This is a genomic window from Rhodanobacter sp. KK11 (assembly GCF_033345435.1).
Classification (GTDB): Bacteria; Pseudomonadota; Gammaproteobacteria; order Xanthomonadales; family Rhodanobacteraceae; genus Rhodanobacter.
The window spans coordinates 1,202,672-1,216,294 of record NZ_JAWPMI010000001.1; the positions used below are offsets into that span (position 1 = coordinate 1,202,672).

General features: G+C 69.3%; 6 protein-coding genes and 1 pseudogene. 6 read left to right on the forward strand and 1 reads right to left on the reverse strand.

Features of this window, described 5'->3' with window-relative positions:
* Positions 1-8: 8 nt before the first annotated feature.
* Positions 9-3,461 carry an exodeoxyribonuclease V subunit gamma gene (gene recC / locus R5H19_RS05345; RefSeq protein ID WP_318157913.1) on the reverse strand — a complete coding sequence of 1,151 codons (3,453 nt, stop codon included), beginning with the start codon at positions 3,459-3,461 and terminating at the stop codon, positions 9-11.
* Between the two features lie 297 nt (positions 3,462-3,758).
* Here recC and R5H19_RS05350 point away from each other — a divergent pair, with 297 nt between their 5' ends.
* The 6 genes and pseudogenes from R5H19_RS05350 (at position 3,759) to R5H19_RS05375 (ending at position 13,561) form a co-directional block, all read left to right on the forward strand.
* Positions 3,759-4,178, forward strand: coding sequence for a YciI family protein (locus tag R5H19_RS05350; RefSeq protein WP_318157914.1), 420 nt, complete (start codon positions 3,759-3,761; stop codon positions 4,176-4,178).
* A gap of 49 nt (positions 4,179-4,227) precedes the next feature.
* Positions 4,228-4,680 carry a YciI family protein gene (locus tag R5H19_RS05355; protein WP_318157915.1) on the forward strand — a complete coding sequence of 151 codons (453 nt, stop codon included), beginning with the start codon at positions 4,228-4,230 and terminating at the stop codon, positions 4,678-4,680.
* Positions 4,681-4,769: 89 nt separating this feature from the next.
* The gene (locus tag R5H19_RS05360) at positions 4,770-6,047 is read left to right on the forward strand and encodes an RNA polymerase sigma factor (protein WP_318157916.1); all 1,278 of its coding nucleotides are present in this window, start codon (positions 4,770-4,772) and stop codon (positions 6,045-6,047) included.
* A 116-nt stretch (positions 6,048-6,163) separates the two neighbouring features.
* A complete protein-coding gene (locus R5H19_RS05365) occupies positions 6,164-9,895 on the forward strand; it encodes an EAL domain-containing protein (protein WP_318157917.1) in 3,732 nt (1,243 codons plus the stop codon).
* 126 nt (positions 9,896-10,021) lie between these two features.
* Positions 10,022-10,171, forward strand: a pseudogene (locus tag R5H19_RS05370) (RNA polymerase subunit sigma-24); the annotation flags it as partial.
* Between the two features lie 486 nt (positions 10,172-10,657).
* Positions 10,658-13,561 carry a TonB-dependent receptor gene (locus R5H19_RS05375; RefSeq protein ID WP_318157918.1) on the forward strand — a complete coding sequence of 968 codons (2,904 nt, stop codon included), beginning with the start codon at positions 10,658-10,660 and terminating at the stop codon, positions 13,559-13,561.
* Positions 13,562-13,623 lie beyond the last annotated feature (62 nt).

Genomic DNA, 13,623 nt, shown 5'->3' on the forward strand with positions numbered 1-13,623 from the left:
GGTGCGAATCAGCGATCATCGGCAGGGTTCTTCAACAGGCTTGCATGGTCAGGGTCGAGCACGCTGCAGACCAGCTCGGTGGCGGCGACGAAGGCGCGGTACGCGGGGCCGACAGGATCGAACAGGTCCAGTCCGCGGCTGAGCAGGGCCGCGTAGCCGGGTGCGTAGTCGCGCTCGCCGGGGTTGAAGCCGTCGCCTTCCCACGCCGCCGTCGCCTTGGCGAGGCGGTCTTCCGGCTCGCTGGTGGCCCAGGCCTGCGCGGTGCGCGGGAAGAACAGCAGCGGTCGTCGTCCGGCGGACAGGCAGGCCTCGACCAGGTGGCGCAGGCCGTGGCGCAGCTGGTCGCTGTCCTGCGCCAGGATGGTGTCGAGCATGCCCGCCTGGACCACCAGCACGCTGCGGCCGTTGCGCATGCGGCGTACCTGTTCCAGCAGCGTGGCCCGCAGGGGCGGGCCGTCGCCGGCGCGGGCCAGTTGCAGGCAGGCCCAGTCGATGTAGAAACCGAGCAGGTCTTTCAGGTTGGCGGCGCGCCTCGGGCGGGCGTCGAACCACAGCAAGCCGCCATCGGCGCTGCGGAACACGCGGTCGACCACGCCGGTCAGGCGCCGGCCGCCGCCGAGGTCCAGGTCGATCGCCTGGGCCTGCGCCTGCGCGCCGGCGTCGGCGAACAGGGGGCGGGCCTGCGCGAGCAGAGGGTGCAGTGCGTCGCGCAACTGGATCCAGGTCCGTTCGCCGATCGCGCCGCCGGCCAGCATGCCGGAGTGGGCGAGCCAGGCCGGCGGCGCGGCGGGCAGTTCGTCGCGGCCGGCGGCGAGCGCCTCGAACAGCAGGCGGTGGTCGACCCGCTCGATCTTCTCCAGCGGCGTTTCCAGCGGCTCGCGATCCGGCCAGCCGTTGTCGTCCAGTGCCTGCAGGCTGATGCCCTGGCCGCGCAGCAGGGCGTCGCGCGCGGGGTCGCGCCAGAAGCGCCCGAGTGCGTCGAGGGTGATTTCGCCGGCGGCCACAGCTTGCGGCGCGGTCGCCGGCAGGCCGAGGAAAGGCGGTGTACCGGTGCCGGCTGGCGCGGCGGCGAGGAACGCTGACTCGTAGGAGAACAGCCGCGGGTCATGGCGGGGTCGGCCCGCTGTGTCGCGCTCGTAGTAGCGCGCGTCGAATGGCTGCAGTGGATGGCGGACGTACCAGGGGCGTTCGGTCCCGTCGTCGGCGGCCAGCGCGTGCTGCTCGTCGAGGAACTGCAGCAGTTCGGCCAGCGGCGCGGCGGGGTTGCGCGGCTTGCCGTCGCGCACGCCTTCGCCGACGTAGCTGATGTGCAGCGTGTCGCGTGCGGACATCAGCGCTTCGAGGAACAGGTAGCGGTCCTCGCTGCGGGTGTCGCGGTCGCCGCGGCGCGGCTGGCTGAGCAGGCGGTTGAGCCCGGCGTCGTGGCCGGGGCGCGGGAACTCGCCCTCGTTCATGCCGAGCAGGCAGACCACGCGGAACGGGATCGAGCGCTGCGGCACCAGCCCGCAGAAGGTTACCCCGCCGAGCAGGAAGCCCTGGCGCTCCGGCACGGCGTCGAGTTCGCCGCGCAGCGCCTCGCGCACCACGCTCCATGGCAGCGGCGCGTCGATGCCGGTCTCGGCGGCCTGGCCGGCGAGACCGGCGACGAGTCGGCGCAGGCTGTCCAGCGCGTTCTGTTCGGCGCCGTCGCGCGGGTCGGCGAGGAACAACGCGTCGAGCCGTTCCAGCAGCCAGGCGCTCCATGCGGCCAGCGGGCGCGCGCCGGCGAAGGCGTGGCGCAGCTGGCGCAGCTCGCCGAGCAGGCGATCGAGCTGGCCCAGCGCCTCCACTGCGCTGCCGGCGACGCCCTGCAGCGGCAGGATGTCGTCGAGCAGTTCGTCATCGCCATCCTGGCCCACGATCAGCCCGGCATACATGCGGTCCAGGCCGAACTGCCACGAGTTCGCGCCGACCGCGGCCGCGCCGGCCTCGGCCTTCATCGCGGCATCCAGGCCCCATGCCACGCGTGCCCGGCGCAGCCAGCGTTCCAGTGCGTCACGGCCGCCGGGGTCGATCGCGAAACGGCGTGCCACCGCCGGCACGTCGAGGAAGTCCAGCACTTCGCTGACCGTGAAGCGGCTCTCGGCCAGGTCCAGCACTCGCGCGAACGCGCTCATCAGCGGGTGCGCCCGGGCCAGCCCGACGTCGGCCAGGTGCCAGGGAATGTGCAGCGGGTCGCTGCGGTATTGCGCCGGCTCGCCGAACACCGCCGCCAGGTACGGGGCGTAGGCGCCGATGTCCGGCGCCATCACCACGATGTCGCGGTGCTGCAGGGTCGGCTCGTCGGCCAGGCAGCGCAGCAAGGCGTTCTTCAGTACCTCCAGCTCGCGCAGGCGGGTGTGGCAGGCGTGCACACGCAGGCTGGCGTCGTGGCGCAACGCCGGCAGGATCTCGCCCAGGTCGGCACCACCGGCCCGTTGTTCGCGGACCGGCGCGCCGACCAGTTCCGGCTGCAGGCAGCGGATGCTCGATTGCAGCCGGGCGAGCAGCGTGGTGGCGCCGTCGAGCGGTTCGGCCTCGTCGAGCGGGTCGCGCTCCTCGATGGCGTCGCACTCGTCCAGGGTGAGGCAGAAATCCTGTGCGATGCGCCCGAGCGCCACCAGCAGCGGATGGCCGACTTCGTAGTACAGCGCTTCCGGGTCGTCCGCATGGGCGAGCAGGAAGCGCTGCCGGCGCAGATAGACCCAGTGCTCGCGGCAGGGGTCGGGAAAGTACAGGTGCACCGGCACGTGCAGTGCGGCGGCCTGCAATGCGGCCAGCACGTCCGGCGGCAAGTGGCTGACGCCGAACACGTGCAGCGGCGGATCGTTGGCCAGGTCGTTGCCGGCACGCAGTGCGTCGAGCAGGGCGGCGCTGCGCTGCGCGCGGTGCGGCCGCGGAATGGTGGCGCGCAGCCGCTGCCACAGCACGGCCTGCCAGTCGCCGGCGTGCCGCGTCGGGTGCTGCTCCCAGTCGAGGATCCAGTCCGGCCGGTAGATCAGATATTGGGTGTACAGCCCGGCCAGGTGATCGGCGAGCTGGAAGCCGCGCCGCGCGGCGCCGTCGCCGTTCAGATAGGCCGCGACTTCCGGCGCCTGCAGCGTGGGCAGCGCTGCCAGCAGGCGCCAGCGCAGCAGTTCGTGCCGGTACGCGCCGCCGATCAGCGCCTCGTCGCCCAGCACGCGGCGCGCCGTGCGCTCGAACCACTGCCACGGCAGGATCATCTCGATGTTGGCGGCGATGCCGTGGCCGCCGTGCCGGCCGTTGCGTTGTGCCAGGTGGCCGAGCAGCCAGCGCTGCAGCCCCGGGTGCGCCACCACCACGGTCTGCTTCGCCAGCGGGTTGGCCGGCCGCTGCGCTTCGAGCTGCAGCGCCAGCGCGTCGGCCAGCCGCTCGGTGCGGCTGCCGCGATGGACGATCAGTCCGCGTGGGTTTTCCCTCATCCTTCCTGTCCTGCTCGATGCAACCCCCACAGCATACCGAGCCGTGGCTCGTCGTTTGCGACGGGGGGTGGTTCGGCGAGGGAGGCTCCGGACTTGGAGCATCGGAGCAAGATCGGCCCCACCCTCCCAAAAGGGATTCCCTTCGGTCACAGCCCTCCCCTGCGTTGCCCCTCAAGGGACTTCCTTCGGTCGCAGGGGGAGGAGCATGGGGACGCGTCGATTTGCTCGCCTGCCGTTCGTCATTCGAACAGAGGTCGGGATTACCTGGTCCTCGTCCATCCAAGAGGAGACACGACGATGCGATGCATGGTGATAGTCAAGGCGAACGCGGATTCGGAGGCCGGCGTGATGCCCGGCGAGCAACTGCTGACCGCGATGGGTCACTACAACGAGGAGCTGGTGAAGGCCGGCATCATGCTGGCGGGCGAGGGTCTGCAGCCCAGTTCGAAGGGCGTGCGGGTGAAGTTCTCCGGCCGCGCGCGCACGGTGACCGAGGGGCCGTTCGCGGAGACGAAGGAACTGGTGGCCGGCTTCTGGCTGTGGCAGGTGAAGTCGATGGCCGAGGCGGTCGAATGGCTCAAGCGCGCGCCGTTCGACGACGATGCCGAGGTCGAGATCCGCCAGGTGTTCGAGTCCGAGGATTTCGGCGCCGAGTTCACTCCCGAGCTGCGCGAGCAGGAGGAGCGGTTGCGCGCGCAGCTCGCCGCGAAATCATGAGCCGGGTCACGCGTCCATCCTGGCGAGGGCATGCCGGAGGGCAACCGCCATGCGTTTCATGATGTGGCTGATCCCCGCTGCAGACGAAGGCGGGGCATCGGGGAATGTGCACGATGCCGACGGCGTGGCCGCGATGGCGCAGTACAACCAGGCGCTATGGCGGGCCGGCGTGCTGCTTGCGCTGGACGGACTGTGCCCGCCGTCGACGGGCGCGCGCGTGTTCTTCGCCGACGGCAGGCCCGCGCTCGTCGACGGCCCGCGCAGCGGAACGATGGGCGCGCCCGCCGGCTACTGGATGATCGATGTCGCGTCGCTGGACGAGGCCATCGCCTGGGCCTTGCGGTGCCCGGCGGCGGCCGGCGAGACCATCGAACTGCAGCGGGTGCAGGAGTTTGCCGATCTTGCCGCGGACGTGCAGCAGGCGTTGACCCGGGGCATCGACGGGCAGGCGGATGACGCGGACCGGGATGCTCTTTGCCGCCGCCCCGTTGCCGTGCCCTGACGGAAGGCGTCGGGAGCGGGAGTGGGGAGTCGGCAAGGCGTGGCCTGCGGCCTTGCGCCGGCGCAGTGGGGATGTTGTCATCGGTCGCCATGAGCGTGACCGAAACCCATCGCACCATCGACGCCGTCTGGCGGATCGAGTCGGCCCGGCTGATCGCGGGCCTCACCCGCATGCTGCGCGATGTCGGCCTGGCCGAGGAGCTGGCGCAGGATGCGCTGGTGGTGGCGTTGGAGCAGTGGCCGCAGACCGGCGTGCCGGACAACCCCGGCGCCTGGCTGATGACCACCGCGAAGCATCGCGCGATCGACCGGCTGCGCCGCAGCAAGCTGCTCGAACGCAAGCACGAGCAACTGATGCACGAGCTGGAACATGAGCAGGCTTCGGCAAGGTCCGCCGTCGAGGCGGCGCTGGACGATCCGTTCGGCGACGACCTGCTGCGGCTGATCTTCACCGCCTGCCATCCGCTGCTTTCCATGGAAGCGCGGGTGGCGCTGACCCTGCGTCTGCTTGGCGGCCTGACCACGGAGGAGATCGCACGCGCCTTCCTGGTGCCCGAGCCGACCATCGCGCAGCGCATCGTGCGCGCCAAGCGCAGCCTGGCCAAGGCCGCGGTGGCGTACGAGGTGCCCCGCGGCGACGAGATCGCCGGGCGCCTTGCGTCGGTGCTCGGCGTGATCTACCTGATCTTCAACGAGGGCTACTCGGCCACCGCCGGCGACGACTGGATGCGCCCGTCCCTGTGCGAGGACGCCCTGCGCCTGGGCCGGGTGCTGGCCGGGCTGATGCCGCGCGAGCCCGAGGTGCATGGCCTGGTGGCGCTGATGGAATTGCAGGCCTCGCGTTCGCGCGCACGCGTGGACGCGCACGGCGAGCCGATCCTGCTGCTGGAACAGGATCGGGCGTTGTGGGACCGGCTGCTGATCCGCCGTGGCCTGGCCGCGCTGGAGCGGGCCGGGAAGCTGGGCGGCGCGCTGGGTCCGTATGCGCTGCAGGCGGCGATCGCGGCCTGCCACGCGCGCGCGCTGAGCGGCGCGGAAACCGATTGGCCAGGCATCGCCGCGTTGTATGCGACCCTGGCCCGGGTGGCGCCGTCGCCGATCGTCGAGCTCAACCGTGCGGTGGCCGTGGGCATGGCGGACGGCGCGGAGGCGGGCCTCGCACTGGTCGATGCGCTGAGCGGCGAGCCGAGCCTGCAGCGCTACCACCTGCTGCCCGCGGTGCGGGGCGATCTGCTGGTCCGGCTGGGGCGTGTCGACGAGGCGCGGCAGGAGTTCGAACGGGCCGCCGCGCTGGCCATGAACCGGCGCGAGCGCGAGTTGATGCATCGGCGCGCGCAGGCTTGCGGGGAGGGTGCGTCGCCCGGGTGAGCGGCGACGGGTCCGGAGGCGTGCGCGCACCGCGGTGCACGATGGATTTGATGCCTGCTCCCGTGATGAAGTATGCCGACGACCAACGATTCGTTCGGAGGGGAACTCGCAGGCGGATGAACAGCCAGGAACAGGCACGCAGCGAACTTCGCGAACGCTTCTACCGAAGCGTGGCGGAAACCCTTGCGCTGCTGCACGCGGCACCCGATCGCGACCGTCGCCAGGTGATGGTCACGATCGCGGGCATCCTGGCCTCGACGATGGATCTTCCGCTGGTCTGGATCGGGCGGCGCGAGCCGGGGCGCAGTGCCGTCGAGATCCTGGCGGCAGCGGGCCCCGCCGCGGACTATGCGGCCGCACTGCGCCTCAGCGCGGACGAGTCCGAGTCTGGTGGCCGCGGGCCGGTGGGGATGGTGCTGCGCCAGCAGCAGGCCAGGGTGACTTCGGTCGACGCGCCGGAGTTCATGCCGTGGCACGCCGCTGCGCAGCGGCACGGCTTCGGTTCCTGCATCGTGGCCGCCTCGCGGACGCGCGACGACGGCCAACTGGTACTGGCCGCCTACTCCCGCGACGACGGCCCCAGCCTGAGCGGGGAGCTGCTCGACTGGGCGCAGCGGCTGGCCGATGAGCTGGGCCGGTTCTGGGACCACCAGCTGCTGCTGGAGCGCAGTGCGCGGATGAGCCGTTACCGCGATGCGCAGCGCGCGATCCAGCGCGCCCTGCTCGAACAGCCCGACCCGGAGTCGGTCTACCGCACGCTGGCCCAGTCGCTGGCCGACATCGCCGGTGCTGCTGCCGTCGACGTGTTCGCCGCCGACGGCACCGACCACGTGCTGCGGCGGGTGGCCCTGGTCGGCCCGATTGCCGGGATCCTGCGCAGCCTGCCGCTGCCGCCGCGGCACGATGACGGCCCTGCCGTGTTTGCGCCGACGCAGGCTTTCATGCAGGGGGTGCCGGTCATCCGGCGCCGTTCGCGCAATGCGTCGCCGACTGATCTGGCGTTTCGCAAGGAACTGCTCGACCACGCCGGCGCGGTCGGCTGCTGGCCGTTGTTCGCCTCCTCGGTCGAGGCGGTCGGCGCCAGGCGGGTGCCGACCGGCGTCTTCGCGGTGGTCACCGCCGAACCGGACGCCTTCGACGACGAGATGTGCCGCCTGCTGGACGAGATCGCCGACGCGACCGGCCTGGCGCTGCGCCAGCACGCGCAGCGGCACGCCCTGTTGCAGGAGCAGGAACGGCAGACCTACCTGGCCCTGCATGACGACCTTACCGGGCTGCCCAACCGACGTGCACTGGACCGGCACCTCGAGACCGTGCTGGCACGCGCCCGGCGGCGCGGACGACTGGCGGCGGTGGGGCTGCTCGACCTGGACGACCTGAAGCCGATCAACGACCGCCACGGCCACGCCATGGGCGATCGCCTGCTGGTCGAGATGGCGAACCGGTTCCGCCAGATGCTCCGTGCCGACGACTACGTAGCCAGGCTGGGCGGCGACGAGTTCGTGCTGGTATTCGAGGATCTCGAATCCGAAGCGGATGTCGACGGGCTGCTGGAACGCATTGGCGAAGTCCTGCGGCTGCCGATGACGATCGACGGCGAGGCTATGCTGGTGGGCGCCAGCCTGGGCGTGGCGATGTATTCCGGCGAGGTCCTGGCCACCGGCGAGCAACTGCTGCGCCGCGCCGACCAGGCGATGTACCAGGTCAAGTCGCGCAAGCGCTACCGCTCGCGCTGGTGGTCGCTGGTTTCGCCCGACGGCGCGACGGACCATGCCGACGAGCTGGATGCTGCCGCGCCGCCTTACGGCGAACATGCAGCCATGCTGCTGGGCGCCTGCAGCGCAGCGTGGGGGCCGCGGCTGCCCGGCATCGTGAAGAGCTTCCACGCCGGGTTGCGTTCGCACGACGGCATCGCCAGGCTGCTGGACCTGCTCCCGCCTGCGGACCTGAAGGCGTTCGAGCAGCACCAGCTGCAGCACCTGCAGGCCCTGTTGCGGGCGGATCTCGACGCGGCCGGCCATCATGCCCGGGCGACCCGGGCCGGTTGGTTCCATGCCGCCTGCGGACTGGAGGAAGTCTGGCTGCTGGAAGCGGTCGAGCAACTGCGCGACATCCTGGCGAACGCGCTGGCCGGCGTCAGCCGGGCCGACCGCCGCGCGCTGGCGGTCCTGCTGCAACGGCTGGGCATGGAGCGGCAGTGGCAACTGGAGAGCATGCGCGAACTGCAACGCCGCCGGGTGGCCCTGCTGGCCAGGATCAATGCGCTGGCGTGGGCGGCCGAGAGCTACCTGGAACTGATCCAGGGCGTGGCCGACATCCTGGTGTCGCACACGGAAATCGTCGCCTGTTCGGCGGGACGGCCGGACGCGTCGGGCCAGCTGACCTACGAGGCGGTGGCGGGAACGGCCTTTGCCGAATACCTGCACGCGCTGGTCAGCGGCAAGGCGCTGCCGATCCGCGTCGATGCGGATCATGCGGAGGGAAGGGGCCCCAGCGGGCGCGCCTGGCGCACGGCGAGGATCCAGCGTTGCGCCCATTACGGCAGCGACCCGTCGATGGCGGGCTGGCGCGACATCGCGCTGGGCCTGGGGGTGGTCTCCAACGTGGCCATTCCGCTGTGCCCTTCGCCGCGGCAGCCGGTGGCCGTGCTGACCGTGTACAGCCCGTACGCCGGCGGTTTCCACAGCGAAGACCAGCGGGCCTTCCTCGAGCAGATCAAGACCGTGCTCGACCTTGCCCTGGCGCGCCTGGCGCCGCCGCGCCAGGGCACCGAACTGCTGCCGTTCTTCGTGCGCGAGCGCTGGCGTGCGGCGGTGGCGACCGAGGCGCTGCAGATGCACTACCAGCCGCTGGTCAGGCTGGTCGATGGCCGGGTTGCCGAGATCGAGGCGCTGGCGCGCTTGCGCGACGATGACGGCGAACTGCTGGCGCCGGCCAGGTTTCTTCCAGCGCTGGGCGCGGACGACCTGCTCGTACTGTTCCGCCAGGGGCTGACCCAGGCCACTGCCTGCCGCGAATGGCTGCTGCAGGCGGGCCATGTGCTGGACGTCTCGGTGAATGCGCCGGCGGCTGCGCTGGAGGATCCGCGCTATGCCGAGGTGGCGGCGGCGGTCATTGCCGACAGTGGCTGCGAGGCGCGGGCGCTGCTGTTCGAGATACTCGAGTCGCCGATCGGCACCGAGCATGTCGCTGTGCCGCAGGACTCAGGCATGCAGTCGCTCAAGGCCCTGGGCGTACGCCTGGTCGAGGACGATCTCGGCGCGGGCTACAGTTCGCTGATTCGTCTGCGCCAGTGGCCGTTCGACCGGATCAAGATCGACCAGGCGATCGTCAGCCAGGTCCGGCAGGACCCGCTGGGCACCTTGCGCTTCATCCGCCAGCTGATCCGGATCGGGCACGACCTGCGGCTCGAAGTGGTCGTCGAAGGGCTGGAGTCGCCCGAGCTGGTCGAGGCTGCGACGATCCTTGGCGCGGATTTCGGCCAGGGCTACGTGCTGGCGCGGCCGATGCCGGCCGACGCCTTGCCCGCCTGGCTGCGGAATCACCGCTGGATGCAGGGCTCCGCATGGCCGCAGACCGGGCTGGGCGCGCTCGCCGGCGAGCTGCGCTGGGAGGAGCAGTTCGTCGCCTTGCCGCCCGAGCCGGCCTTCTGGGCCCGGCATGCGCAGATCAGTTGCGATCCCGGCGAATACCTGCACCGACCGGAACTCGACAGCGTGCTGGATGCCAGCCACCGGGCCATGCACCGCGCCGCCTTGGCCGGCCCGTCCGACCTCGAGTACCGGCGCGCGCGCGAAGCCTTCCTCGCGTTGCTGGTCGAGCACGTGCTGGAAAACTTCCGCTCCTGAGCCTGCGTACGCATGGCCGGAACGGACCGGGGCCCTGGCGGCGCCGGGCCCTTGTCCGTCGAGTTCGGTGGTGGGCGATGCAAGGATCGAACTTGCGGCATCTGCCGTGTGAAGGCTGTGCTCTGCCACTTGCTGCCAGCGGAGCGCGGCGACTTGCTGGTCAAGCTCGAACGCCCGCACGAGGCGCGGCTGGAATTCGAGCGTGCCGCTGCGCTGACCCCCCCCCATGCCCGCGAGCGTGCGTTGCTGCTCGAACGCGCGCATTCCAGCGGCTGATTCGCGAGCCGGGCCGGCAGGCCGCGACGATCACTGATCCGTTGCAGCAGCCGGCAGTCAGCGTCCGCCGTAGCCCACCACGTATTCACCGTGCACGCTCGGCTCAATTGCCCTGCACTTGATCGGACTCGCGGCGGACGCAGCCGTCGACCGCGTGGATGGCGGACATTGTCGAAGCGAACATGGGCAACGCGTTGCTGGCGTTCTCACGTCCGGACTCGGGTAATCCTCAACGCGCTCGAGCTCATCCAGTGCGGCCTTTTTTGCACCCCAGAGTGAGGCACGGCTTTATCGGCGAGCGCGGCCGTGGACGTGTGGCGGCATGGATTGCGCCCGGAGTGGTTGCTTAGGGGTTTCTCCCGATGCGTTTGTGACGATGTCTACCGCAGCATGGGCTATCCGGCTGCAGGCGTGCGCAACGCGTCAGTGCAGTCGTCTTTCAGCCAGCCATGCCACGTCGCACTTGCCCAGGGGAGAGATGCAGTCATGTCTATTCGCAATTCCCAACCGCAGCGTTGCTGTCTCGCCGCTGCGATCATCGTCGGGTTGGCCATGTCGGCGACGGTGATGCCAGCCAGCGCGCAAGCCACCACGGACGCGCAAGCCACGCCGACGCAGGATGCGCAACAGACGGCTGACGCCGACGACAAGAAGGTGAAGACCCTCGACATGGTGGAGGTCACCGGTTCGCGCATCAAGCGCGCCCAGATCGAAGGCCCGTCGCCGGTGGTGACGATTACGGCCGACGATCTCAGGAAACAGGGCTTCAGCACCATCGCCGAGGCCTTGGGCACCTTGACCAGCAACAACGGCCAGTCGCCGATCAAGCAGTTGAGCAACAATGAGGCCTACCTCAATCAGCCCGGTGCTGAATTCCTCAACCTGCGCGGGCTGGGCGTGGGCTACCAGTTGATCCTGCTCAACGGCAAGCGCATGGCTGCGTACGCAGCGAGTTCCGGCGCAGCCATGACCGGCGTCAGCATCGGCAGCATTCCGATGGCGGCGGTCGAGCGCATCGAAGTGCTCAGCGGCGGCGCATCGGCCATCTACGGCTCCGATGCGGTGGCCGGTGTGGTCAATATCATTACCAAGGATCGCTGGGACGGGAATCACCTGCGCCTTCGCGGCGGCGACACGTCGCGCGGCGGCAGCGGCACCGGCAACATCCAGTTCAGCGGCGGCCACGGCTGGGACCGCGGCAGCGTCACCTATGCCTTCGAGCAGTTGAATCGCAAGCCGATCCGCTCGGCGCAACGCTCGAACGTGATTCTCACCGGCATGAACGCCCCCGGCAACGCCGGCTCGACTCGCCCGACCTATGGTCTGGATTCGGCGCTGTATGACTACTCGGTCGACGACTACCTGTGGTTGAACAGCAGCGGCAGTCTGGTTGCCGGCTCCGACGACACCGATGGCTCGGCGCTGGCCTATTCCTGCCGCAGCCTAGGCCCCAGCTACTTCCCGATGTACGGATCGAGCAGCGACACCTCACCCTACACCTGCGGCAACGCCAACTACTACGATGGCGACATCCTGTCCAACAAATACAACAAGACGTCCGCCTACGTCTCCGGCAGCTACCAGTTCACCGACCACATCAAGGGTTATGGCCAGTTCCTGGTACAGCACTCGCGCGAGCAGAGCGCCAACCGCACCAGCCAATACCTCTACAACGCGGGCGACGCCTACTACAACGTCGGCGGCGGCGTAAACCAGTTCGAGTACTGGCGCGCCCTGGTACCCAGCGACATGGGCGGCACGCCCATACGCACGTGGAACGAAAACCTGATCAGCGCGGTGGCCGGAGCGCGCGGCACGATCGCGGACCGCTTCGACTGGGATGCCAGCCTCAGCCTGTCGCGCGATGAGATGAAGAGCAGCTGGAGGCAGCTCCTCACCAACAAGGTCAACAGCTACCTGTTCGGCCCGGCAGTTGGTACTACCGGTGACGGCTCGCCGATCTACGATCTCGACTACAGCCGGCTGTTTGGCCTGGTCACGGCCAGCGATTACGCCGCGATGACCGACAAGATCCGCAACAGAAACGTATCGCAGACCTCGCAGGCACAGTTCGTGTTCAGCGGCCCGCTTTTCACCCTGCCGGCGGGCGATGTGGAGATGGCGGCACTGGCCGAGGCGGAACATTCCACCTACCGCCTCAACCCGGACAGCCGCAGTGTCGGCACCTACAGCGGCGCGGACAGCACCTTCAACTACACCGCCATCACCGGCGGCGGCGCACGCAACCGCGCAGGCGCGGGCCTGGAGTTGCGCGTGCCGTTGCTTGACAGCCTGACCCTGAACACCGCCGGCCGCTACGACAAGTACAACGACATCTCCTCGATTGGCGGCGCATTCACCTGGCAGGCCGCACTGGAATGGCGTCCGCGTGAAAGCCTGCTGGTACGCGCCAGCCACCACACCAGCTTCATGGCGCCGAACATCATGTGGATCTACGGCGATCCGATCACCAGCTACGACGACTATGCCGTCGACTATTACCAGTGCCGTGTCGCGGGCCTGGACCTGACCACCACCGCCGGTTCCAGCCAGTGCGCGGCCAATTATCACAAGGGTGTGTACTACAGCAGCGGCGGCAACAATCGTGCCCTGCACGAGGAAACGGCCGCATCCGATGGCATCGGCTTTGTCTGGGACATCGCCGACAAATTGTCGCTGAGTGTCGATTGGTGGTCGATCCATCTGAAGGGCAAGGCCGAATACCTCGACGCCACCACGATCCTCAGCAACGATGCCAACTGCTTGCTGGGCAAGACCGCCAGTGGCGCGGCCGTCGATCCCCATTCCGCCGCGTGCAAGCTGTACAGCAGCCTGGTGACGCGCGACACGGCCGGTGAACTCACGGGCTACTCACTCGAAGCGATCAACCGGGCCGGCGTGCGCACCAAGGGCTACGACGCGAGCCTGAAGTACGCGTGGCGCTGGGACGCGGTGGGCAACCTCAGCCTCAATGCCGGCTACAGCCGCACCCTCAGCTACGACGTGAAGCTGGCGGAGGGCGACCCGTGGGTGTCCTACATGAAATGTTCCTACTCCTACTACAGCTGCGGCGACCAGCCGGTAGCCTTCCGCGACCGCACCAACCTGACGCTGAGCTGGAACCAGGGTGGCTGGGCGGCCAGTCTGTACGGCTACCGCAACGGTGCCCGCAGAAACTACCAGAGCACCGGCTGGCTGCAGCCTTACGTGGCCTGGAACGGCAGCGTGAGCAGGAAACTCACCGACAAGATCCGCCTCAGTCTGGACGTGGACAACCTGTTCGACAAATACGGACCCAAGGACACCACCATGACGTGGTATCCGTTCTACCAGACCATTTACGGCATCAACGGACGCTCGTACTACGTGAACCTGGACATGGATTTCTGATCCTCGGTCATGCACGCGTCGACGCCGTCGCGGAAGCGACGGCGTTGTGTCATACAGGTCGC